The 22,330-nt window shown below is 75.5% G+C and carries 20 protein-coding genes and 3 pseudogenes; 9 read left to right on the forward strand and 14 right to left on the reverse strand.

The window, feature by feature from the left end; all coding sequences use genetic code 11:
* Positions 1–32: 32 nt before the first annotated feature.
* Positions 33–290: a DUF3311 domain-containing protein gene (locus ACGF5G_RS15390; RefSeq protein ID WP_393263087.1), complete on the reverse strand. Its 258-nt coding sequence runs from the start codon at positions 288–290 to the stop codon at positions 33–35.
* A 164-nt stretch (positions 291–454) separates the two neighbouring features.
* Between ACGF5G_RS15390 and ACGF5G_RS15395 the strand changes: the two genes are divergently transcribed.
* Positions 455–1,315, forward strand: a complete 861-nt coding sequence (locus tag ACGF5G_RS15395) for an alpha/beta fold hydrolase (protein WP_393263088.1) — start codon at positions 455–457, stop codon at positions 1,313–1,315.
* A 1-nt stretch (position 1,316) separates the two neighbouring features.
* On the opposite strand, the gene ACGF5G_RS15400 is transcribed toward ACGF5G_RS15395, so the two are convergent.
* The 5 genes from ACGF5G_RS15400 to ACGF5G_RS15420 form a co-directional block, all read right to left on the reverse strand.
* Entirely contained in the window at positions 1,317–2,537 is a 1,221-nt protein-coding gene (locus tag ACGF5G_RS15400; RefSeq protein ID WP_393263089.1) for a bifunctional RNase H/acid phosphatase, read from the reverse strand.
* Positions 2,538–2,540: 3 nt separating this feature from the next.
* Positions 2,541–3,278 carry a zinc ribbon domain-containing protein gene (locus ACGF5G_RS15405; RefSeq protein ID WP_393263091.1) on the reverse strand — a complete coding sequence of 246 codons (738 nt, stop codon included), beginning with the start codon at positions 3,276–3,278 and terminating at the stop codon, positions 2,541–2,543.
* On the reverse strand, positions 3,275–4,105 hold the full coding sequence (locus ACGF5G_RS15410; protein ID WP_357694704.1) for a Nif3-like dinuclear metal center hexameric protein: 831 nt from the start codon (positions 4,103–4,105) through the stop codon (positions 3,275–3,277). The genes ACGF5G_RS15405 and ACGF5G_RS15410 overlap by 4 nt, the downstream gene beginning before the upstream one ends.
* A 183-nt stretch (positions 4,106–4,288) precedes the next feature.
* The gene (locus tag ACGF5G_RS15415; RefSeq protein WP_393263092.1) at positions 4,289–4,861 is read right to left on the reverse strand and encodes a flavoprotein; all 573 of its coding nucleotides are present in this window, start codon (positions 4,859–4,861) and stop codon (positions 4,289–4,291) included.
* A gap of 16 nt (positions 4,862–4,877) precedes the next feature.
* Entirely contained in the window at positions 4,878–6,107 is a 1,230-nt protein-coding gene (locus ACGF5G_RS15420; protein ID WP_393263093.1) for a helix-turn-helix domain-containing protein, read from the reverse strand.
* Between the two features lie 243 nt (positions 6,108–6,350).
* Here ACGF5G_RS15420 and ACGF5G_RS15425 point away from each other — a divergent pair, with 243 nt between their 5' ends.
* The gene (locus ACGF5G_RS15425; protein WP_350707799.1) at positions 6,351–7,022 is read left to right on the forward strand and encodes a bifunctional DNA primase/polymerase; all 672 of its coding nucleotides are present in this window, start codon (positions 6,351–6,353) and stop codon (positions 7,020–7,022) included.
* A gap of 616 nt (positions 7,023–7,638) precedes the next feature.
* Here ACGF5G_RS15425 and ACGF5G_RS15430 read toward each other — a convergent pair.
* Positions 7,639–8,361 (reverse strand): FAD:protein FMN transferase, encoded by a 723-nt coding sequence (locus ACGF5G_RS15430; protein WP_393263095.1) that lies wholly within the window; start codon positions 8,359–8,361, stop codon positions 7,639–7,641.
* 206 nt (positions 8,362–8,567) lie between these two features.
* Positions 8,568–8,789, reverse strand: a pseudogene (locus ACGF5G_RS15435) (DUF1800 family protein); the annotation flags it as partial.
* Here ACGF5G_RS15435 and ACGF5G_RS15440 point away from each other — a divergent pair.
* On the forward strand, positions 8,764–8,886 hold the full coding sequence (locus ACGF5G_RS15440; RefSeq protein WP_393263340.1) for a hypothetical protein: 123 nt from the start codon (positions 8,764–8,766) through the stop codon (positions 8,884–8,886). The pseudogene ACGF5G_RS15435 and the gene ACGF5G_RS15440 sit on opposite strands and share 26 nt — an antisense overlap.
* Positions 8,887–9,853: 967 nt before the next feature.
* The gene (locus ACGF5G_RS15445) at positions 9,854–10,111 is read left to right on the forward strand and encodes a DUF3040 domain-containing protein (protein WP_111132775.1); all 258 of its coding nucleotides are present in this window, start codon (positions 9,854–9,856) and stop codon (positions 10,109–10,111) included.
* Between the two features lie 96 nt (positions 10,112–10,207).
* On the opposite strand, the gene ACGF5G_RS15450 is transcribed toward ACGF5G_RS15445, so the two are convergent.
* From ACGF5G_RS15450 to ACGF5G_RS15460, 3 genes and pseudogenes are all read right to left on the reverse strand, one after another.
* On the reverse strand, positions 10,208–11,317 hold the full coding sequence (locus ACGF5G_RS15450; protein WP_393263097.1) for an SWIM zinc finger family protein: 1,110 nt from the start codon (positions 11,315–11,317) through the stop codon (positions 10,208–10,210).
* Positions 11,314–13,839: pseudogene (locus ACGF5G_RS15455) on the reverse strand (DEAD/DEAH box helicase); the annotation flags it as partial. The pseudogene ACGF5G_RS15455 and the gene ACGF5G_RS15450, both read right to left, overlap by 4 nt.
* A 48-nt stretch (positions 13,840–13,887) precedes the next feature.
* Positions 13,888–14,592, reverse strand: a pseudogene (locus tag ACGF5G_RS15460) (ATP-dependent helicase); the annotation flags it as partial.
* Between the two features lie 228 nt (positions 14,593–14,820).
* On the opposite strand from ACGF5G_RS15460, the gene ACGF5G_RS15465 reads away from it, so the two are divergent.
* Together ACGF5G_RS15465 and ACGF5G_RS15470 are read left to right on the forward strand one after the other, a co-directional pair.
* A complete protein-coding gene (locus ACGF5G_RS15465) occupies positions 14,821–17,004 on the forward strand; it encodes a N,N-dimethylformamidase beta subunit family domain-containing protein (protein WP_393263099.1) in 2,184 nt (727 codons plus the stop codon).
* Positions 17,005–17,062: 58 nt separating this feature from the next.
* Positions 17,063–17,935 carry a carbohydrate kinase family protein gene (locus ACGF5G_RS15470; protein WP_393263101.1) on the forward strand — a complete coding sequence of 291 codons (873 nt, stop codon included), beginning with the start codon at positions 17,063–17,065 and terminating at the stop codon, positions 17,933–17,935.
* A 37-nt stretch (positions 17,936–17,972) separates the two neighbouring features.
* Here ACGF5G_RS15470 and ACGF5G_RS15475 read toward each other — a convergent pair whose 3' ends face one another.
* Complete coding sequence (locus ACGF5G_RS15475; RefSeq protein WP_393263102.1) at positions 17,973–18,494, reverse strand: DinB family protein; 522 nt, start codon at positions 18,492–18,494, stop codon at positions 17,973–17,975.
* A 150-nt stretch (positions 18,495–18,644) separates the two neighbouring features.
* On the opposite strand from ACGF5G_RS15475, the gene ACGF5G_RS15480 reads away from it, so the two are divergent.
* Positions 18,645–18,851: a hypothetical protein gene (locus ACGF5G_RS15480; RefSeq protein WP_393263104.1), complete on the forward strand. Its 207-nt coding sequence runs from the start codon at positions 18,645–18,647 to the stop codon at positions 18,849–18,851.
* A 99-nt stretch (positions 18,852–18,950) separates the two neighbouring features.
* Here ACGF5G_RS15480 and ACGF5G_RS15485 read toward each other — a convergent pair whose 3' ends face one another.
* Positions 18,951–20,096 (reverse strand): polysaccharide pyruvyl transferase family protein, encoded by a 1,146-nt coding sequence (locus ACGF5G_RS15485; RefSeq protein ID WP_350707785.1) that lies wholly within the window; start codon positions 20,094–20,096, stop codon positions 18,951–18,953.
* 135 nt (positions 20,097–20,231) lie between these two features.
* Positions 20,232–20,813, reverse strand: coding sequence for a TetR/AcrR family transcriptional regulator (locus tag ACGF5G_RS15490; protein WP_393263105.1), 582 nt, complete (start codon positions 20,811–20,813; stop codon positions 20,232–20,234).
* A gap of 75 nt (positions 20,814–20,888) precedes the next feature.
* On the opposite strand from ACGF5G_RS15490, the gene ACGF5G_RS15495 reads away from it, so the two are divergent.
* Positions 20,889–21,470, forward strand: a complete 582-nt coding sequence (locus ACGF5G_RS15495; RefSeq protein ID WP_393263106.1) for a dihydrofolate reductase family protein — start codon at positions 20,889–20,891, stop codon at positions 21,468–21,470.
* Between the two features lie 110 nt (positions 21,471–21,580).
* A complete protein-coding gene (locus ACGF5G_RS15500) occupies positions 21,581–22,321 on the forward strand; it encodes an SDR family NAD(P)-dependent oxidoreductase (RefSeq protein WP_393263107.1) in 741 nt (246 codons plus the stop codon).
* Positions 22,322–22,330: the final 9 nt, after the last annotated feature.

Genomic DNA, 22,330 nt, shown 5'->3' on the forward strand with positions numbered 1-22,330 from the left:
CGGGGCTCGCAGGCCCGGCTCACTCCTCGCGCTCACCGGCCACCCCGCTTCTTCGTCATCTGGTACACCAGCGTCGTGGTGGCCACGCCGAGCAGGATGTAGGCGAGCTGCAACCAGTAGAAGCGGGGGAAGCCGAGGACACGGGGCGAGTCGCCGTTGAAGAACGTCGGGATCAACGGCACCAGGATCGGAATGAAGAGCAACCAGTTCCAGGGGCTCTTGTCCTTCGCCCGGGTCGACGCGGTCGCCCGCGCCTCCGGATCCGGGGCGGCCGGTTCGGGTGCGGCCATCTGACACACCTCCGGGTGGTCGTGGATCGTCACGTGACCGCCGGAGGTTACGGCCGTGTGACTGCCGTCACGTTCAGCCCGAGGACGCTGCTGCGCCGAACGGTTGATCCGCTGCGCCAAATGGTGGGCCACCGGTTGCCAAGTGGATCTGGCACCATGCCCTGATGCCGACCTTCTCGTCGTACGACGGCACGACCCTCGCCTACCATCGGCTCGGCGAGGGCCGGCCGCTGGTCTGCCTGCCGGGTGGCCCGGCCCAGGCGTCGCGCCACCTCGGCGACCTCGGCGGCCTGTCCGCCAGCCGGAAGCTGCTGCTGCTCGACAGCCGAGGCAGCGGCGACTCGGCAGTACCGGCTGACCCGGCCAGCTACCGCTGTGACCGGATCGTCGACGACGCCGAGGCGCTCCGCGCCCACCTGGGGCTGGACCGGATGGATCTCCTCGCTCACTCGGCCGGCGCGAGCGTCGCGCTGCTGTACGCCACCCGGTTCCCGCACCGCCTTCGCCGGCTGGTGCTGGTCACGCCGAGCCTGCGCCTGCTGCTCACCGCACCGCTCGGAATGGCGGAGGCGCACGCCCGCCGCGCCGACGAACCGTGGTACGCCGAGGCGACGTCGGCGATGGAGGCCTGGGGCGAGGCGATGACGCGCGGCGCCGACGACACGGAGATCAGCCCGCTGCGGCTTGCCGCCGCCCCGTTCTGGTACGGCGAGTGGACCGAGCGAGCCCGCGCCCACGCCGCCGAGCAGGAGAAAGACCGGGCACCCGCCCCGGCCGCCGGCTTCTACGCCGGGATCGACGTCGACCGCGCCGCCCTGCGCGGAGCCCTGGCCGACGTGGCGGTGCCGACCCTGGTCGTGGCCGGCGCGCTCGACGCCGCGCCGGCACCGGAGGCGGTCGACGAGCTGACCGGGATCCTGCCGAAGGCCGAGCTGGTGATGCTGCCGCACTCCAGCCACTTCCCGTTCGTCGACGAGCCCGAGGCGTTCGCGGCGGCCGTGGAACGGTTCCTCGCCGCCGGCTGACTCAGTCGGCGGACAGGTGGGCGGTGTCGTTGACCGTGCGCACGGCGACGCCGCCGTCGGGCCACATGTCCAGCACCGAGATGCCGGCCGCGTCCAGGAAGAGCCGGTGCAGGAAGCCGTCGCCGGCCGCGAGCGCGTCGCGCAGCACCAGCTTGATCGGCGAGACGTGCGAGACCACCACGACGGTCTCCCCGGGGTACGCGCGGCACAGCCCGTCGACCGCGCGGCGGCAGCGCTCGGCGACGTCGGTGAACGACTCCCCGTCGGGCGGGGCCACCCGCGTGGAGGCGAGCCAGGCGTCCATCTCCCCCGGCCACTCCTCGCGGACCTCGGCGAAGGTACGCCCCTCCCAGGCCCCGAAGTCGCACTCGACGAGGTCGTCGTCGCGACGGACCGGCACCCCGCCGAGCGCCCCGGCGATCGCCTCCGCGGTCTGCGTACACCGGGACAGGGGCGAACTGACCACGGCCGCGACGGACGGGGCCAGCGCGGCCACCCGGGCGGCCGTGGCCCGGGCCTGGGCCCGGCCCCGCTCGGACAGCGGCACGTCGCCGCGGCCGGAGTAGCGGCGCTGTTCGGTGTACGGGGTCTCGCCGTGCCGCACCAGGATCAGCCGGGTGGCGGTGAAGCTCGGCCGCGGCTCCCAGGAGGCGGGCGAGGTCGCCGGGTCCGTGCCGACGGTCGCCGCCGAGGCGGCGCGGGCGGCCACCTCGCGGGCCCTCGCCCGGGCGGCCGAATCGGGGCCGGCGACCTCGCGCGGGGGCTCCACGACGCGCGGCGGCTCGACCTCGGCCGGGGCGGCGCGGCCCGCGGCGGCGGCGTCCATGGCGGCGTTGGCGAGGCCGTCGGCGTGCCGGTTGCGCTCCCTGGGAATCCAGCTGAACCGGACCGCCGCGAAGCGGTCCACCAGACCGGCGGCCTGCGCGGCGAGCGGGCGCAGCCCCGGGTGCTTGATCTGCCAGCGGCCACACATCTGCTCGACCACCAGCTTCGAGTCCAGCCTGGCCTCGACCTCGCTGGCGCCCAGCTCGGCGGCCGCCTCCAGCCCGGCGATCAGCCCCCGGTACTCGGCGACGTTGTTGGTGGCGACGCCGATCGACTCGCTCCGCTCGGCCAGCACCTCACCGGTGCCCGGGTCGCGGACCACCGCGCCGTAACCGGCCGGGCCGGGGTTGCCCCGGGACCCGCCGTCGGCCTCGACGACGACCACGCGCGGCGCCACCGGCTACAGGCCGGACTCGTTGGTGCGGACCATGATGCGCCGGCACTCCTCGCAGCGGACGACCTCGTCCGGCGCCGCCTTGCGGATCCGGGCCAGGTCGGCGCCCGAGAGGTCCAGCCGACAGCCGCCGCACCGGCCGGCGGTGAGCAGCGCCGCGCCGAGCCCCGAGTCCTCGCGGATCTTGTCGTACAGCTGGACCAGGTCGGCCGGGAGGTCGGCCGCGAGCGGCTGGCGGGCGCCGCGCTTGAACTCCTCCTCCTTGGCGATCCCGGCCAGGCTCTCGTCGCGGCGCCGCTCGGCGGCGTCCCGCTTCTCCCGGGCCTCGGCGAGCCGCTTCTCGACGCCGTCCAGCACGCCCTGGGCGGTCTCCCGCTGCTCCATCAGCTCCAGCTCGGCGTCCTCCAGGTCGCCCTGGCGGCGGTTGAGCGAGACCAGCTCGTGCTGGAGGGCCTCCAGCTCCCGGGCCGGGCCGTGGCCGGCGGCCAGCCGGTCCTCGTTCTTGGACTTGCGGGCCCGCACCTGGTCGACGTCCTTCTCCAGCCGGGCGATGTCCCGGTCCAGGTCGTCGACCGCCACCTGGGCGCGCACCCGCTCGTCCTCCAGCGCGGACAGCTCCCGGGCCAGCCCCTCCAGCTCGGCCCGCTCGGGCAGCGTGCGGCGGCGGTGGGCGAGCTGGGCGAGGGCGGTGTCGATCGCCTGGAGGTCGAGCAGGCGGCGCTGGACCTGCGGGTCAGCCTTCACGGTCGGGGCTCCTTGTCGTCCACCGCGGGTGGGGCGGCGTGTACGGTCCACGGGTCGGTGTCCAGGTCGGACACCAGCGTCTCGACGCCCGTCGCCTCCCGCAGGATGGCGGCCAGGTCGTCCAGCCAGGGTCGTTCGGTCGCCCAGTGGGCGGCGTCGAGCAGGGCCGGGCCGTCGGCGGCGAGGTGCTCGCCCGCCGGGTGGTGCCGCAGGTCGGCGGTGAGGAACGCGTCGACCCCGGCGGCGGTCGCGTCGGCGAGGAAACTGTCCCCCGCGCCGCCGCTGACCGCGAGGGTTCGAACCATACGCCCGGGATCCCCGGCGGCGCGAACTCCCCAGGCCGTGGCGGGCAGCACCGTGGCGGCGTGACGGGTCAGCTCCGCCAGGGTCATCGGCTCCGGCAGCTCGCCGATCCGGCCGATCCCCCGGCCGGCGCCGTGGGCCGGCGAGCCGGGCGCGGGCCGGTGCAGCGGGCGCAACCCGGTCAGCCCGAACCGGGCGGCGAGCGCGTCGGAGACCCCCGGGTCGGCCACGTCGGCGTTGGTGTGCGCGACGTACAGCGCCACGTCGGCCTTGATCAGCCGGTGGACGATCCGGCCCTTGTAGGTCGTCGGGGCCACCGAGGAGACGCCGCGCAGCAGCAGCGGGTGGTGGGCGACGATCATGTCGACGCCGGCGTCGAGCGCCTCGGCGACCGTCTCGGGCACCACGTCGACCACGCAGAGGACCCGGCGCACCGGGGCGCACGGCTCGCCGAGCACCAGCCCGACCCGGTCCCACTCCTCGGCCCACGCCGGCGGGTAGCGCCGCTCCAGCTCGGCGACCACGTCGGAGACGGTCGGCGGGTCCGCGTTGGTGCTCACGGCGGGCCAGCTTACCGGCGCGGGCCGTGGCCGGGGGCGTCGCCCACCGACGCGACGGCGTGTCCCCGCCTCTGCCGGCGGCGCGCCCGGTGCAAGGAAGGGCCCCTTGCTAACGCATTGCGTTAGCAAGGGGCCCTTCCTTGCACCTCAGGCGGCGGGGCAGAGGCGGTCCCGGACGGCGGCCAGGCCCGCCGCCCACGGGAAGGCGTGCACGTGGCGCTCGCCGGTTCCGGGCGGGTGCAGCGGGACGACGTGGTCGCCGAAGAGCACCGTCACCCCCCACTCCGTGAGCCGGGCGATGCCGGCCCGGAAGGCCGGGTGGGCCGCCATCGCCGCGTTGGTGTACGGCACCGCCACCAGCGGCACCCCCAGTCCCTGCGCCTCGACCAGCAGCCCGAGGGCCAGCGTGTCGGTGATCCCGGCCGCCCACTTGTTGACCGTGTTGACCGTCGCCGGGCAGACGATCATCGCGTCCGCCGGCGGCAGCACGTCGAGGTCACCCGGGTTCTTGTAGTGGGTGCGGACCGGGTGCCCCGTCTGCCGGGCCAGCGCGGCCCGGTCGACGAACTTCGCGCCGTCCGGCGTGGTGACCACACAGACGTCCCAGCCGTCCTGCTGGGCCAGCTCCACGAGCCGGCCGACGTGGCGGGCCAGCGGCGAACCGCAGGCGATGACGTAGAGCACCTCGCGGCGCTCGCTGCTCGGGTGCGGGCCGGTCATCAGGCCGGCTCCGCGCTCATACCCCTACTCCCATGTGCTCAGCCAACTCCGCAATCGGAGAAGGCGGCGCACCACGTGTGCGACGCAGGATGTCCGACATCACCTCGTGCGCGATCGGCCGGCAGCGGATCTCCGACGGGGCGAGGCGGTCGCCGCGCAACAGCATCTCGCCGGCGTTGGACACGTCGCCGACCTGGGCGAAGCCCCGGGCGATGTCGAGCAGGTGGTGGGCCCGGCGCTCGGGCAGCAGCGCGTTGAACGCCGGCTCCTGGATCCGCTGCTGGTGGACCTCCACCGCGCGGCCCCCGTCGCCCAGCTCGACCGCGGCGGCCGCCCGGTGCAGCTCCAGGTTGGTCGGCCCGAACGAGGTCCAGTAGTGGTTGTGGTCGCCGCCCAGCAGGGTCGCCGCCTCCTGCGCGCCGTTGATCAGGTCGCCGACCGTGGCGGAGTCGCCGATCCGGGCGGCGGCCATCGCGCCCTGGAGCAGCAGCATCCCGTAGACCGAGAGGCGGGCCGGGGACGCCTCGTTGCTGCCGCCGGGGGCGAGCCGGTTGGCGATGGTGACGTTGAGTTCGAGGGCGGGGCGGGGCCGGCCCATCGCCACCAGCGCGTTGCAGACCCGGGTGGTGGCGATGCCGGCCAGCAGCGGGTCGTCGGCCCGCTGGGCGACCGCCATCGAGCGGTCGGCGGCCAGCCAGGCGAGGTCGCACTCGCCCAGCTTCCGCAGCACCGACGAGGCGATCTGGTAGACCTGGCCGAGCAGGTGGGCCGCCTCCCGGCCCTCGTCGCCGCCGTAGCCGGCGTCGGCGGCCTGGGCGTCGCGCAGCAGCTTCGGCAGCGCCCGGGTGAGCATCCCGTAGCGGCCGTACTGGTAGGTCAGCCAGGCGTGGTTGACGGCCTTGCGCATGTCGTCCAGCGGGGGCGGGTACGGCGCGGCGTCGAAGTACGCGCTCATCGAGTCGTACCGCTCCAGGGCCGCCCGGATCTCCTGCACCTCGATCTGGTCGATGCAGTTCAACGCGTCCGTACGCCGCTCCGGGTCCTTGCCGAGCAGCAGTTGCACGTCGACCTGGAGGATGTCGGCGATCTCGTAGAGGACGGAGAACTTGTCCAGCCGGCGCACCCCGCGCTCGACCTTGTCCACCCAGCTCTTCGACTTGCCCAGCCGGTCCGCGAAGACCTGCTGGGACATCTTGCGCCGCCCCCGCCAGTAGGCCACCCGCCGCCCTATGGGTAACTCGTCCATCTGCCCATCCCTCCCCTGTCTGGCCTCGGCCTGCGGCCGGGTCGACCCATCGCGGTTGCGGGCGCGGTACGCCTCAGGTTTCCGCTGGTCGCACAGCGTGTACGTCAGCCGTACAGCCAGTTCTCGTATTTTTCGTGCAAGTTGCATGAGCCGTTCGTCAGCTCAACGATCGCGGGTTACGGCAGTGACGGTGCTCGACATGCGACCTGGACGCCGACCGGGTCCGGCGAAGGGAGATGGCACATGTGGGGGAACGTCGGGCCGCGCGTCGTGCAACTGTCGCCCTTGGAACGCGTACGGCTGCGTCGGGTGGCCGTGCGCTACGCGGCGCACGGCTGGGACGTCACCCCCGGCGCCTGCCTCGCCCGCAGCCGCTTCGTCTGCGGGCGGGCCGGTTGTCCCACGGTCGGCTGCCACCCGGCGCTGGAGAACTGGGAGCACGCGGCGAGCGCCGACCCGGCCCGGGTGGCAACCTGGTGGCGCACCCGGCCGCACGGCGTGCTGCTGCCCACCGGGCGGGCGTTCGACGTGCTGGAGGTCCCCACGCACCTCGGCCGCCACGTCCTGGACGCGGTGCAGACCCACCCGGCCGGCGTCGGCGTACGCGGGCCGGTGCTGGTGACCCCGACGGGCCGCTGGATGTTCCTGGTCCGCCCCGGCGATCCGCTCCGCCCCGAGTTGGACCACTGCTTCCACGTGGTTCGGCACGGTCCCGGCTCGTGGATCCCGGCCCCGCCGACCCGGCTGCCCGAGGGCACCGTCCGCTGGGCGGTCGCGCCCGAGCAGGCCCGCTGGCAGTTGCCGGACTCCTACCTGGTGCAGAACGCCCTGATCGACGCCCTGCGGGCCACCGGCGTGACGCTCACCTCCGACCTCCTCCCCGGGCACCTGCCGCTGCCCCGTCGAGGCATGTGACCGCCTCCCCTCGACGGCCGCACGGAGCACCTGTTCCCGCCGAGCAGATCGGACGCGACGCCGGAGGGCCGGTTCCCGCCCAGCGGTTCGGACGCGACGCCGGAGGGCTGGTGCTCGTTGAGCACGGCGACGGCGCGTCCGCGCCGGGAGCGGGGGGTTACATGTCCACCGATGACGCCGCGCGTCAGCCGGGCGGGGCCGAGCCGCCGCCCCGCCACCACCGGCCACGCCGCCGCTGGGCGGCCACCCGCCCCGTCGGCTCCCGCCCGGGCCGCCCACGCCCCGTCGGCTCCCGCCCGGCCACCACTCACCGCCCTTTCCGCTAACCCACTCCACCCACCCCACCCCACCCGGGCCCTCGCCCTACCCGCGCCCCTGCCCTGCCCCACCCGCGTCCCCACCCGCGTCCCCGCCCCGCCCCGCCCCGCCTCGCCTCGCCTCGCCTCGGCGATCTTGCGCTTTGTGCCCGGGCATACCGGTCATTCAGCATGAAACGAGGGCCGAAACTGCAAGATCGCGGGAGCGAGGGGGGCGGGAGCGCGGGAGCGGGAGCGAGGGGGGCGGGAGCGAGGGGGGCGGGAGCGAGGGGGGCGGGAGCGAGGGGGGCGGGGGCGGGTCAGGGGGTTTGGGGGAGGGCGGTGGAGTGCAGGTAGCGGGCGTCGTCGGTGATGACGGCGTGCTGGTGGTCGGGGAGCGTGTCGAGCCAGCCGATGCCGGCGGCGCCCATCGCCACGGCCGCGGTGGCGTACGCGTCGGCCAGGCCCAGGTCGGGGCCGACCACGGTGACCGAGCGCAACCCCCGGGCCGGCGCGCCCCGGCGCGGGTCCAGCACGTGGTGGCCCCGCTCGTAGACGCCGGAGGTGGCCACGGCCAGGTCGGTGCCGGTGAGCACCAGACAGGTGGCCATCGGGTCCCACGGGTGCCGGACACCGATCCGCCAGGGCCGCCCGGAGGAGGAGCGGCCGCGCGCCCGCACGTCGCCGCCCGCGTTGAGGCAGTGGTTCGCCGCCCCGGCGGCTAGCAGCCGGTCCGAGGCGACCTGCGCCGCCCAGCCCTTCACGTAGCCGGACGGGTCGAGCCGGCCGGTGGCGTACGCGTCGAAGTAGCCGTCGGTGCCGGCCCACAGGTCGGCGCAGCGCGCGAGCACGAGCCGCAGGTCCGCGCCGGCCTCGGCGAGCGGCAGCTCGCCCCGGTCGACGCGGCACACCTCGCTGTCGGCCCGGTACGTGCTGAACCGCGCGTCCACCTCGCGCAGCCAGGCGAACACGCCCCCGGCCAGTTCGTCCAGCTCGGCGGCGGGCAGGTCGTCGGCGAGGTCGAGGCTGATCGCGCTGCCCATGACGTGCTCGACGCGGCGCAGCCCGGGCCGGGTCGCCGCCCGACCCCCGCCCGGGGCGCACCCCGGCGACGTGCACCCGCCCGCGGCACACGCTGGCGGCACGCACCCGCCCGGGGCACGTCGCGGCACCGCCGCCGCCGAGGCCGGCACGTCAGTTCGCCGGTCGATCGCGGCCTGCAACGACCGCGCTCGTCGAGCCGGTCGCGCTGCTCGCGCAGCTGCGCCGGGGTCAGCTTCAGCGTCGGCAGCTCGGCGAGCTTCAGTTCGGCCTTCGTCGGGGCGATCCGGTCGGGGTCGAGTTGCCAGCGCAGCCAGCCGTCGATGCCGCGTTCCTTGATCTCGGCGACGACCTGCGGGGTGGCGCCGAAGGTGGCACGGCGGGCCAGGTGCAGGACCGGATCCTTGGCGAGCACGGTCCTGACGGTCACCCTGGTCCCCGCGGCGGCAGCCGCCGGCCCCGAGAAGGTACGGCCACCGGCCGGGCTGTTCTTCTTCAGCGTCTCGCCGGCCCGGGAGCCCATGTAGCTCTCGTTCTGCTCGGTGTAGGTGCGCACCGTGCTCGGCTGCTGCCCGCTCGGACGGGCGGGGGTGCCGTCGGTCACCGTGGTGCCGGTGGCGTCGCCGGCCGCCACGTCGTCGCCGAAGAGGCTGCGGACCTGCGGGGTCATCGCCAGGGCCGCGCCGCCCGCGACTACGGCGGCGGTGCCGCCGAGGGTCGCGAGGGCCCTGCGCCGGCCGACTCCGCGGCCCGGCTCGTCGTCATCGTCCAGGTTGGGCAGTCCGGCGCCGGTCGACGGCGCGGCGGCCTGCTGGGCGAAGCCGTCCGGGCCGATCCACTGCGGGCCGTGCGCGGCCGGGTGGCCGGCGTGTGCGTACGGCCCGCGCGGGTCGACCGGGTGTCCGCCGGGGTGCGGGGCGGGGGCGTCGTAGCCGTACGGCGCGGTGTGGCTGTCGCGGTGTCCGTCGTAGGCGGGGTGCTGGCGTCCGTCCCGGCCGCGTTCGTCCCACGGTCGGCGTGGTGGCACATTCTGGTCGGCCATGAACCAATCCGTTCTCCACGCGCCGCGACGACTGCGATCGGGCAAGGGGGTGCAGGTGCGGCGACTCGTGCCTGAGGGGGTTTACGGGACGGTAACCAAGGCCCCAGGGGCCATCAAGCAAACGCGGAGAGCGCTCACGAGGGCACTTAAGACGGCCCTCAGCGCGGCGCGCCGGGCGCGGTTTCCCGCCCGCCCCGGCACGGACCTCCCGAGCAGGGCGTACGTGACACGCCACGGGCCGGACGTAACGATTTCCGGCCAGCCGACGCTTGCCGCCGCGTTCAGTGACACAGGCAAATTTAAGGTGCGGATAAGCCTGCCCTGAGGCGCCCGTTCCCCGGGTCGGGCACGCCGCCGCCCGGGCGGGCGGCAAAGTAGCACCAGGACGGGAGCGTGAGCCGCCGCCGCAGCGGGTATGCCGCCGAACCGCTGAACGCGTGAGGGGAAGGCACATGCTCAGCAAAGAGGATCAGCGCAGGTTCGAGCAGATCACCCGTCACCTCCGGGAGAGTGACCCGGCGTTCTTCGCCCGGCTCGACCACCGGGCCCGGGCCCGCCGGAGCCGGTGGCTGATGCTTCTGACCATCGTGCTGTGGGCCTCGCTCCCGGCGATGACCGTGCTGGCCGGCCGGCTGGCGGGGGCCATCTGCGCGGTGGTGCTGGTGGCCAACGCCGCACTCATGTGGCGGTTCCGCCGCCGCTGGCTGTGACCGGGCGACGACGGTCCCGGCGGGCCGGCGCGGCCGTGCCGCGCCGGCGGCACCGCGCCGGGTGACACCGGCCGGCGATCCGCCGGAGGGGAAGGCTCACCGGCCGAGCAGCCGGTACGCCCGCCGCAGCCGTTCGACCAGGCCGGGCCCGCCGATGGCGGGAGCCGGCGCGCCGAGCTGCCGCAGCAGCAGGTCGGGCCCGGTCGCCAGGCTGGGCGGCCGGTCGGGCAGCGGGACGGGCGGCAGCCAGAACCGGTCGACCGACTCGGCCAGCGGCGCCGGCGGCAGGCCGGCCAGCGCCCGCGCGGCCCCGACCGGCGGAGGGTCCACGGTGTCCCGCCGGTCGCCGGAGCCGGCCCGGTCCACGCTGGACGGCCCGCCGCCGGCATCGCGGGGCCGCCCGGCGGACGGCCCGCCGCCGCCGGCATCGCGGGACTCCGGTGCGGACGGCGTGGCGCCGACACCGTGGCGCTCCACGGTGGACGGCGCGGGGCCGACACCGCGGCGCTCCACGGTGGACGGCCCGCCGCCGGCATCGCCGCCGGGCCCGGTGGACGGGTTGGCCGGCGCATCGGCGACGGCGGTCCCGGCCCGCAGGGCGCGCAGCCGGTCGAGCAGCTCGGCCCGGCCCCGGCCCCGCCAGTGCAGCAGCTGGAACGGGTCGGCGTCGAACGCCTCGGCCAACAGGTAGAAGGTGGCCGCGAGGTGCTTGCACGGCACGGCGAAGTCGGGGCAGCTGCACCGCTGGCGCAGCTCCGCCACCCCGGCCGGGAAGAGCGGGGCGCCGGCCGCCGCGAACAGCTCCTCCAGCTCCGGGGGCAGGTCGCCGGCGAGCAGCCGGGCGCTGAAGAACGCCTGGGCGGCCAGGTCCGCCTCGACGCGGGACCACAGCGCCGGCGGGAACGGGGTCAGCGCGATGCTCACCTCGTACGGCTGCGCGCGGGAGCCCTGCACCACGGCGCTGACGGTGCCCGGGGCGACGTGCAGGCGGACGACCTGGCCGGCCCGCGCGTACGCCCGGCCGCGGGTCAGCCGGGTGCCGAGGGCGAAGGACTCCAGCACCTCCAGGAAGCGCCGCGACCACCAGGACCGGCCGATGGCGCCCCGGGTGCTGCGCGCCTTCAGCCCGCCGTCGACCCGGCGCGGACGGCCGTAGTCGGCGAAGCGGCCGGTCGCCCCGCCGTCGCGTTCGGGCTGCCCGCTCACTCCACCACCGCCCCGGCGTCCAGGGTGAACAGCTCACGCAGCTGCGCGGTGGACAGCTCGGTCACCCACTGCTCGCCGGTGCCGACGACGGACGCGGCGAGGCTCCGCTTGTCGGCGATCAGCGCCGCCACCTTCTCCTCCACCGTGCCGGCGCAGACGAACTTGCGGACCTGCACCCGGCGCCGCTGGCCGATCCGGAAGGCCCGGTCGGTGGCCTGGTCCTCGACGGCCGGGTTCCACCACCGGTCGACGTGCACCACGTGGTTGGCCTCGGTGAGGGTGAGCCCGGTGCCGCCGGCCTTGAGCGACAGCACGAAGATCGCCGGCCCGGCCGGGGACTGGAACCGGGTGACCATCGCGTCCCGGTCGGCCTTGCCGACGCCGCCGTGCAGGAAGAGCACCTCCCGGCCGAACCGGGCCGACAGGTGGCCGCGCAGCATGCCGCCGAACTCGGCGTACTGGGTGAACAGCAGGGCGCGCTCCCCCGCCGCCAGGACCTCGTCCAGGATCTCCTCCAGCCGGGCCAGCTTGCCGGAGCGGCCATCCAGCGCCGACCCGTCACGCAGCAGCTGGGCCGGGTGGTTGCAGACCTGCTTGAGCCGGGTCATGGTGGCCAGCACCAGCCCGCGCCGCTCGATGCCGTCGCTGGACTCGATCCGGGCCAGCATGTCGTCGACCACCGCCCGGTAGAGCGACGCCTGCTCGGCGGTGAGGTTGCAGAGCACCTCCATCTCCAGCTTCTCCGGCAGGTCGGAGATGATCGAGGAGTCGGTCTTGAGCCGGCGCAGCACGAACGGGCCGGTGATCCGGCGCAACCGCTCGGCCGCCTCGGCGTCGCCGTGCCGCTCGATCGGCTCCGCGTACGCCTTCTTGAAGGTCGCCGCCGGGCCCAGCAGGCCCGGGTTCGCGAACTGCATGATCGACCAGAGGTCGGCCAGCCGGTTCTCCACCGGCGTGCCGGTCACCGCGATCCGGTGCCGGGCGGGCAGCGCGCGGACCGCCTCGGCCTGCCGGGTGGCGGCGTTCTTGATCGCCTGGGCCTCGTCGACCACCACCCGGTGCCAGTCGATGCCGGCCAGGTCGACCGCGTCCCGGGCCGCCACCGAGTAGGTGGTGACGACCAGGTCCGCCTCGTGCACGGCCGTCGCGAACGCCGCCCCCCGCGCCCGTTCCGCGCCGTGGTGCACGTGTACGCGCAGCCCCGGCGTGAACCGGGACGCCTCCCGCTGCCAGTTGCCCACCAGCGACATCGGGCAGACCAGCAGCGTCGGGCCGGCCTCCGGCGGGTCCTGCGCGAGCAGGGCGAGCAGTTGCACCGTCTTGCCGAGCCCCATGTCGTCGGCGAGCACCCCGCCGAGCCCGAGCGACTGCAGGAACGCCAGCCAGGCCAGCCCCCGCCGCTGGTACGGCCGCAGCGTGCCGTGGAACCCGGGCGGCGGATCGAGCGGGGTGAGGCGCCGCTCCACCGCCCCGGCCAGCAGGTCGCCGAGCGCGCCGTCCGCGCTCACCTCCAGCACCGGCAGGGCGTCGGGCTGACCGCCGTCGGCCAGGCCCAGGCGGAGCAGGTCGGCCACGGTCAGCTCGCCGGAGGAACGGAGCAGCCGCAGGCCGGCCGCGAGGCGCTTCGGGTCCAGCTCCACCCACCGCCCGCGCAGCCGCACCAGCGGGGTCTTCAGCGCGGCCAGTGACGCCAACTCCTCGGCCGTCAGCGGCTGGTCGCCGAGGGCCACCTCCCAGCGGTAGTCGACCAGGGCGTCCAGCCCGACGCCGCCGCCCGCGGCGACGGTGCCGGGAGCGGTCCGGCTGCGGGCCTGCAACCGGGCGCCCAGCCGCGACGAGGGACGCCGCCACCAGGACGGCAGCAGCACGGCGAAGCCGGCGGCGTGCAGCACCGGCGCGCCCTCGCGGAGGAACCGGTGCGCGCCCTCGACGTCCAGCTCCAGCGCCTCCGGCGTCGCGGTGCGCAGGGCGGTGTCCAGTTCGGGCCAGAGCCGGCTGGCCCGGCCCAGCTCGGCGAGCAGGGTCTCCTGCGGGTCGTCCCGCCGGCCGGCCAGCCCGGCGACGGTCTCCGGCGACCGCCAGACCTGCCCGGCGTCCACGTGCAGGCTCGGCTCGTCGGCCGCCTGGAGCCCGAACTCGACCCGCCACGTCCCGCTCGTCGCGACCGGTGCCGCCGGGTCGGCCGGCACCACGACGACCGGCTCGGCGATCTCGTCGGCGGGCGGCTCGACCAGGCGGAAGCTCGCCCGCACCGCGCCGCCGGCCGCGTCGCGCTGCCAGGCGGCCAGCTCGGCACGGAGGGTGTCCAGCGCGGCCGGCTCGGCGGCGAAGTCCCGGACCGGTCCGGAGAGGGCGGCCAGCCAGGCCGGCACGGCGCCGTTCGGGCGTACGCCCCGGGCCAGCGCGGTCTCCGCGAGAGCCGCCCGGACCGCGGCGTCCGTGAGCACGTCGAGCGCGTCGGCGACCAGCGCACCCGGCCCGTCGTCGATGCCCGGCCCGTCGTCGACGGTGGTGCCCGGGCGGCCGGACGCGTTGGCGGTGGCACCCGGGCGGGCCGACGCGTCGGCGGTGGCGCGCGCGGCCGGCGGCAGGGCCAGCGCCAGCGCCCGCGCCCAGGCGGCGTCCGTGCCGGTCAGCAGGGGCCGCCACACCGCCCGGGCGGACACCCGCTGCCCGTCCACCGTGGACCAGTCGCCGCCCTGCGACGCGCGGCGGCGCGTGCCGTCGTGGCCGGGTTTCCCCGACCTGCCCGCGCCCTCGGGCCGCCCGGTCGGCGCGGGGACGCCGTCGGTGGAGACCGCCGGCGCCGGGGCGGCGAGGCCGGGCAGGACCCGGCCCCGGGCCGCCAGCTCGACCGCGAAGTCGGCCAGCTCGGCGAGGTGGCGCAGGGTCGCGCCGGGCACGACGGCCAGCCCGTCGAGCCCGCGCAGCAGGGCCAGGGCGGCGTCCGGGGCGTACCGGAGGACCGGAACACGCCACCCGGCGAGGGTGACCGGCCCACGGACCGGCTCCGCGACGGCGGTGCGGACCAGCTCCGGCGAGTCCAGCGGCGAGCCCGCCCGGGTGGGGAGGGTGAGCAGCGCCGTGCCGAGGTCGGCCGGATCGGCCGCCTCGGCCAGCGCGGCGGCCAGCGTCGGGTGGCCGGCCGCGAACGGGTGCGGCCGCTCCCGGGGCGCGCGGCCGGGGCGGCGCGGCGCGCGGGCCGGCAGCGTGCTGTCCTCGGCCCAGACGGCGAGCCCGACGCCCCACCGCCACACCCCGTGGACGACCAGCACGCGTCCCCCTCCTCGTGACGACTCGGCGAGGATATCGGGCCGGCCGCGACCCCGAGCGCACGCCGTGCCCGGTGTGGCCGGAGGCGCCGGACGGGCCCGGATCGTCCGATCGGTCGGTCTCCGCCGCTTTCCGAACGACTTTCGGCGCCGCCCCCTCACCCTTCCCCCAGCGGCCCCCGGTCGGCGGCTAGATTGCGCTGGCTGGACAACGGGGAAGGTTCTTCACAAATGTCACTGCGCGTCCACCGTCGGATAACCCGGCGTCGTGTGTTGGCCTCGGGTGGCGCGCTGGCCGCGGCCACCGCCGCGCCCTCGGTGCTCGCGGCGCCCGCCGCGCCCGCCCGGGCCGACGGCCCCGGCTACGACCCCGAGCAGCGGTTCATCCAGCTCGTGGGCGGCGGGAACGGGGTCATCTTCGCCATCCAGGCCGACGGGTCGCTGCTCTGGTACCGGCACTGGGGCTGGCAGACCGGCGTGACCGGGTGGGCCACCGGCTCCGGCCGCAAGATCGGCTCGGGCTGGCACCAGTTCCGCACCGTCCTCGGCAGCGCCGACGGCTCGCTCTACGGGGTGCGGGCGGACGGCACCATCCACTACTACCGCTACGTCTGCACCAACTACACCACCGGGGCCGGCTACTGGAGCGGCAGCAGGCAGATCGGCAGCGGCTTCCAGAAGTTCCCCCGCCTCTTCGGCTTCGGCGGCACGGTCTACGGGGTCGACGCCGAGGGCGACCTGTACGGCTACCAGTACACCCCGTCGACGGGGAAGTGGACCGGCGGCAGCCGGATCACCCGGGGCTTCAAGAGCTTCCAGGGCGTGGCGGACGGCTCCGGGGTGATCTACGCGTACCGGCACGGCGCCATCTACTGGTACCAGCACCTGGGCGGCGGCAGGTGGGCGGCCGGCTCCGGCATCCGGATCGGCAACGGCTTCAACGAGCTGACCATCAACGGGCTGATCTGCGTCGGGCAGGGCACCCTCTACGGCGTGCAGCCGAGCGACCCCACCCGGCGCGCCACCGGCAGCCTGGTCACCTACCGGATCACCAACTGGTCCAAGGCGGGCGCCGACCGGCGGGCGACCTGGGCCAACGGCGGCTCCGGCCGCACCGTCGGCAGCGGCTTCACCCTGCAGAGCCAGGCCGCCCTCCAGGGGTACGCGCGGACGCCGACCGTGACCGCCGGCTCGACCGCGCGGATCGCGGTCTCCACCACCTTCCCGACGCTCACCGCGTCGGTCGTGCGGGTGGCGCCGAGCGAGGGCGCGCCGGAGGTGGTGAAGAATCCGACCGGCGTGACGGGCAGGCTCCAGGTGCTGCCGACCGGCTACCTCCAGTCGGGCTGCGACTGGTCGGACACGCTGACGCTGTCGATCCCCGAGAGCTGGCCGTCCGGCCTGTACGCGGCCCGGCTGGAGGGCCCGCACAAGCTGCGCCGGCACGTGCCGTTCGTGGTGAGGCCGGCGACGCCCCGGCACGACATCGCGATGCTGCTGCCGACGAACACCTACCACGCGTACAACACGTGGGGCGGGCACTACCAGTACTGCGAGGACATGGCGAAAACGCGCACGTTCTCGCTGCGCCGGCCGTCGACGGAGCTGAACGTCGAGGCGACCGGCAACCTGGAGCACACCCTCTGGTCGGACGTGCTGCTGATGCGCTGGATGACCGGGCAGGGGCTGGAGTTCGACTGCTACGACGACACCGACCTGCACGTCTCCGGCGGCTGGCTGGCCCGGTACCGGGTGCTGGTGCTCGGCAGCCACCCCGAGTACTGGTCGGAGGAGATGCGCCAGCACCTCGCCGACTACCTCGCCGGCGGCGGCCGGGTGATCTACGCCGGCGGCAACGGTCTCTACGAGCGGGTGCGGTTCAGCGCGGACCACAGCGCCGTCACGTTCCGCACCCCGGAGGGGCGGCGGGACACCTACAACTCGCTGGGCCTGCCCGCCTCGCAACTCCTGGGGGTCAACTACACCAGCGCCAACTGGTTCACCTTCGCCCCGTACGCGGTCCTGCGCGACCACGAGCTGCTGGCCGGCACCGGCCTGACCGTGGGCAGCCGCTTCGGCCTCGCCGGCTACAACGGCGCGGCCAGCGGCTGGGAGACCGACGCCATGCTCGGCCTGGACGGCGAGGCCGATTCGACCGAGGTCATCGCCCGGGGGCAGAACACCGGCGGCGGCGCGGCCATGGTGCTGGTCGAGAAGCCCAACGGCGGCTTCGTCTTCAGCGCCTCCTCGATCACCTTCGCCGGGGCGCTGGCGACCGACGCCGCGATGTCCCGGCTCTTCCGCAACGTCTTCGACCTCGCGCTGGCCGAGGGCCCGGCGGTCCGCCGGACGACGGCGCCGCGGCAGCGCACCGCCCCCGCGCCCGACCAGCTCGAACCCCAGCCGCTGGAGTGATCCCCGGAGCGGGTCGGCCGGCAGCGCGCTGCCGACCCGCTCCGGCTAGGGTCGGCGCATGTTCGACCTCCTCGTGATCGGTGGCCTCGGCGTGGACGTGCGGGTGCGGGTGCCCGCGATCCCGCTGCCCGCCGCGGACTCCGTCACCGTCGACCCCATCGAGCTGCGGATCGGCAACACCGGTTCCGGGCTGGCGCTCGCCGCGCACGCGCTCGGGCTCCGGGTGGCGGTGGTCGACGTCCTCGGCGCGGACCCGGCCGGGGACGTGGTCCGGGCGGCGCTGGCCCGCGCCGGTGTGCACGCCGTGCTCGGCGACGCCCCGGCCGGCACCCGGCGGTCGGTGAACATGGTGGACCCGGCGGGGCGGCGGATGTCGCTCTACGACCCGCGTCCGTGGCGGGGGCCGGCCCCGTTCACGGCGGCCGAGCTGGCGACGCTGGTCCGCGACTCGGCGCACGTGCATCTGTCGATCATGGACTGGGTCCCTCCCCTGCTGCCCGCCCTGCGCGCCGGGCTCGCCGACGGGGCCGTCCTCTCCACCGACCTGCACGACTGGGACGGCGAGAACGCCTACCACCGCCCCTTCGCGGAGGCGGCCGACCTGGTCTTCGTCAGCGGGGTCCGGCTGGGCGCGGGCTCCGCCGCGCTGGCCGCCGCGCTGGCGCCCCGCACGGTGCTGGTGACCCACGGGGCGGACGGCGCCGACCTGCACGCCGGCGACGGCGGGCCGACCCGGGTGCCCGCCGCCGAGGCGCCCGCCCCGGTCGTCGACACCAACGGCGCCGGGGACGCGTTCGCGGCGGGCGTGATCGCCGCCCGGCTGCGTGGCGCGCCAACGGCCGCCGCGGCGGCGTACGGGGCCCGGGTCGCGGCGGCGGCCTGCACCCACGACGGCATGGAGTACCCGGCCGGCCTGCTGCCGCGCCCCTGACGTCGGGGTGCGGGCGGCACCGCCTCCCCGGTGGCCGTCAGACGGCGCCGGTGGCGCCGTCGGTCAGCTCGCGGAGGATGTCGGCGTGCCCGGCGTGCCGGGCGGTCTCCTCGACCATGTGCACCAGGATCCAGCGCAGCGAGACCTCGCCGAGCTGCGGGTGCGGGACGACGTGGTCGAGGTCGAACCGCCCGGCGACCTCCCGGGATCGGGCGCAGGCCCGCTCGTACGCCCCAGCGAGCCGCTCGACGGTGTCCTCCGCCGTCAGCGCGAAGCTCGCCGACGCGTCCTCCTCGGAGGTGAGGTAGACGTCGCCCGGGCCGGGGGCGAGCAGGCACGGGAACCAGTTCCGCTCCACCAGGGTCAGGTGCTTGACGAGGCCGGCGACGGTGGTGGCCGAGGGCACCAGCCGGCGGGCCGCGTCGGCGTCGGACAGCCCCCGCAGCTTGCGCAGCAGCACACCACGGTGGAAGTCGAGGAACGCTTCGAGCACGGCCCGCTCGTCGCCCGTGCGGGCCAGCACCGGGCCGAGCGTGGGGTCGATCCGAATCTCCGCCATCCGTGGACCCTAGTCGTCCGGCGGGCCGCGCACTGCCCTCGCCGTGCCGTCCGGCGGGCCGCGCACTGCCCTCGCCGTGCCGTCCAGCGGGCCCGCGCGCTGCCGCGCTATCCGCTGCGGGGGTCGGGCCGGGCGGGGCAGGATGGGCGCATGGCATCAACGGCAGAAATCCCGCTGGCGGGTGGCCCGGCCGACGGCGAGACGGTCACCGTCGAGCTGGACACGAACGGCCGCCCGCCGCTGACCCACCACCACCTCGGCCCGGAGGGGCTGGCCGAGGCGGAGATCTACGAGCTGGAGTCCGTGGATGCCGGGGCCGACCGGTGGCGCTACTGCTGGCGCGGGCCGGCGGTCTGAGCCCCGCTCGGGGCCCGGGCCCGCGTTCGGCGGCGGTCGGCGCCGGCGCGGAGCCCGGGCCCGGTCCGGCGGCGGAACGGGGCCGGTGGGCGTCACCCCTCAGGACACCCCGCTCAGGGTGCGGGCGCGGAGGCTCTCCAGCACCGCACGGGTGACCTGCGAGGTCCCCCGGGCCTCGTCGCACACGCCGGCGACCCGCCGGGCGGTGGCCTCGGCCCGCTTCTCCCGCTCGTCCCAGAGCCGGTCGACCTCGGCCAGCAGCGGGCCCTCCACCTCCCGCTCCACGCCCCGCAGCGCCGGCACACCGAGCCGCTGGGCCAGGTCGAAGACCTTTCCGGCGTACGGCAGCGGCAGGAACGGCGTGCCGACCATCGCAGCGAAGATCAGGAAGTGCAGCCGCATGCCGACGGCCAGGTCGAAGTGACGCATCAGCCCGAGCACCTGCTCGGGCTGGTAGCTGCCGTGCAGGATCCGGCCCCGCTCGGCGGCGGTCATGTGCGACAACACGCCGTGCGAGTGCCGGATGTCGTCGCGCTCCATCGGGACGAAGAGCACGTACGCGTCGATCCGGTGCACGAGGAAGTCGCCGATCTGGGCCAGCAGGCGGTGGTAGCCGTCGACGTCGAGCCGCTCGGCGGCCCGGCCCGGCTCCCGTACGCTCATCCCGACCAGCCGCTTCCCGGCCGGCACGCCCTCCTCGCGGAGCAGCTCCGCCGGGAAGTCCTCGGGTTCGAGCAGGAACGCCGGGTCCGCGGTGACCGTGATCGGGTTGAGCAGCCCCGCCTCCTCCAGCACCATCCGCGACTCCTGGTCCCGCACGGTCACCTGGGCGGCGCTGGCCAGGGTCTCCCGCACCATCCCGGTGTCGATGCTCTCGCTGAGCGGCCCGACCCCCACCGCGTACGTCAGCAACGGCAGCCCGCGCTCCTGGGCGACCCGGACCACGCGCAGGTAGCGGCGGGCCTCCCGGTCGTAGAGGATGCCGCCGCCGCCGAGGATCAGCACGTCGAGCTGGCCCAGGACCAGCGCGGAGTCGGTGCGGCTGATCCCCTCCCACGGCACCGCCTCGACGTCGGGGTGGGCGACCCGGGTGTGCTCGGGGTTACGGGAGAAGACGATGATCCGCCCGTCTGGCTCCTGCTCCCGCAGGTCTGCCAGGAGGCCGGTCAGGATCGCCTCGTCGCCGAGGTTGCGGCCCCCGTACGAGCCGAGCACGCCGATCGTCAGTCCGCCGCCACGCGTCATCCGTCGCTCCTCCCCAGGTGCGTCCGGAGACGGTTTCCCGCTGCGCCGGGGAACACTCCTGCGGCCGGCCCGGGCGGGGCACACGCCCCGTCGGGTCCGGTTCCCGGGTGTCCGGGCGTGGTCACGTTCCGTGGGTCACCGGTCGGTCGCGCCGCCCACCAGTCGGGACACGAACGCCACGATCACCTCGTCGGGGTCGAAACCGGCGTCGATGGACGTGCTGAGCAGGTCGAGCAGCAGCCCGTCCATGGCGTAGTGCAGCAGGGCGACCTCGAACGCGCCGCCCGGCAACCCGGACGCGACGTGGAACGCGACGTCGTCGCGGTAGCCCCGGCGCAGCGTGTCGCCGAGGACCCGGGCCAGGTCGGGCCGGCGGACCGCCTCCAGCCGCAGCTCGATCAGGGCCCGGGTGAGGTCGGGCTGCCGGGTGGTCCGCTCGACGATGTACCGCAGGTAGTCGACGAACAGCTCCAGCGACGGCTCGCGGGCGCCCAGCTCGGCCAGTACCCCCTCGTCCGGGGCGAACCGCTCCATGATCCGCTCGCCGAGCGCGCCGAGCAGGGCGTCGCGTGAGCGGAAGTAGTTGGAGGCGGTGCCCGTCGGCACGCCCGCCTCGGCGTCGACGGCCCGGTGGGTGAGCCCCCGCGCCCCCGTTGCCGCCAGCACCCGCAGCCCCGCGTCCGCCAGGGCCGCCCGCCGCTCCACGTTCCGCGCCATGAGAAGAACCCTAGCAGGATCCACGACGGCTGTAGTACAGTCATCCACGACACCAGTAGTGATTGGGGAACCGGTTTGCGCAAGCTCGTGTACTACGTCGCCAGCACCCTCGACGGCTTCATCGCCGCCCCCGACGGGTCGCCCGACTTCCTCCGTCTGGACGCCGACGTGGCCGCGCACCTGGCGGCGAACTGGTCACAGACGCTCCCCACGTTCACCCACCCGCAGTTCGGCATCGACGAGCCGGAGGGCCGCTTCGACGCCCTGGTGATGGGCCGGGCCACCTACGACCCGGCCCTCAAGATCGGCGTCACCAGCCCGTACGCCCACCTGAAGCAGTACGTCTTCTCCCGCACCCTGCCCCCGGCCGCCGAGCCGGAGGTGGAGATCGTCTCCACCGACCCGGTCGAGTTCGTCCGCGAGCTGAAGCGCCGGCCCGGCCGCGACATCTGGCTCTGCGGCGGCGGCCAGCTCGCCGGCCAGCTCCTGCCCGAGGTCGACGAGCTGATCATCAAGCTCAACCCGTACGTGATCGGCAGCGGCATCCCGCTCGCCGACCGCGGATTCGACCCGCGCCGGTTCGACCTGGTAAGCACCCGCCCGTTCGACAGTGGGGTCGTCATCCTCCACTACGCCCGCCCCGCCGAAGCCGGGTAACCGGGCCGTCAGAGGGGGCGGACGCGGGAATCGGACCCCGCGTCGGCCCCGGAACGAGGCGTCCGATCGCCGCCAGACCGGGATCGGCCGCCCCCACGAAGATCATTGGCATGACGACATTGAACGGAAAGGTCGCCCTGGTCACCGGCGGCACCCGGGGCATCGGCGCCGCCGTCGCCCTGCGCCTGGCGCAGGACGGGGCCGACGTGGCGATCACGTACGAGCACTCCACCGACCGCGCGGCGGTGGTGGTCAAGCAGGTCGAGGCGCTCGGCCGGCGGGCGCTGGCGGTCCGGGCCGACAGCGCCGACCCGGCCGCCGTCCGCGACGCGGTCGACCGGACGGCCGCGGAGCTGGGCCGGCTGGACATCCTGGTCAACAACGCCGGGGTCTTCCTGGTCGGCCCGGTGACGGAACTGGGCGACGACGAGGTGGAGCGGACGCTCGCGGTCAACGTCCGGGCCCCCTTCCTCGCCGCGCAGGCCGCCGCGCGCCACCTCACCGAGGGCGGCCGGATCATCAACATCGGCAGCAATGTCGGGGAGCGGGCCGTCTTCCCCGGCCTGTCGCTCTACTCGATGAGCAAGACCGCGCTGGTCGGCCTGACCCGGGGCCTCGCCCGGGAACTCGGGCCGCGCGGGATCACGGCCAACCTGGTGAATCCGGGGCCGACGGACACCGACGCCAACCCCGCGGACGGGCCGAACGCCGCCGCGATCGCGGGCTTCACCGCTCTCGGCCGCTACGCCGCGCCGGCCGACATCGCCGCGACCGTCGCGCACCTGGCCGGCGCGGAGGCCGGCTACGTCACCGGGGCGGTGGTCAACGTGGACGGCGGCTTCACCAGCTGACCCGGCGCC

The organism is Micromonospora sp. NPDC047730 (genome assembly GCF_043204765.1).
Taxonomy (GTDB): domain Bacteria; phylum Actinomycetota; class Actinomycetes; order Mycobacteriales; family Micromonosporaceae; genus Micromonospora.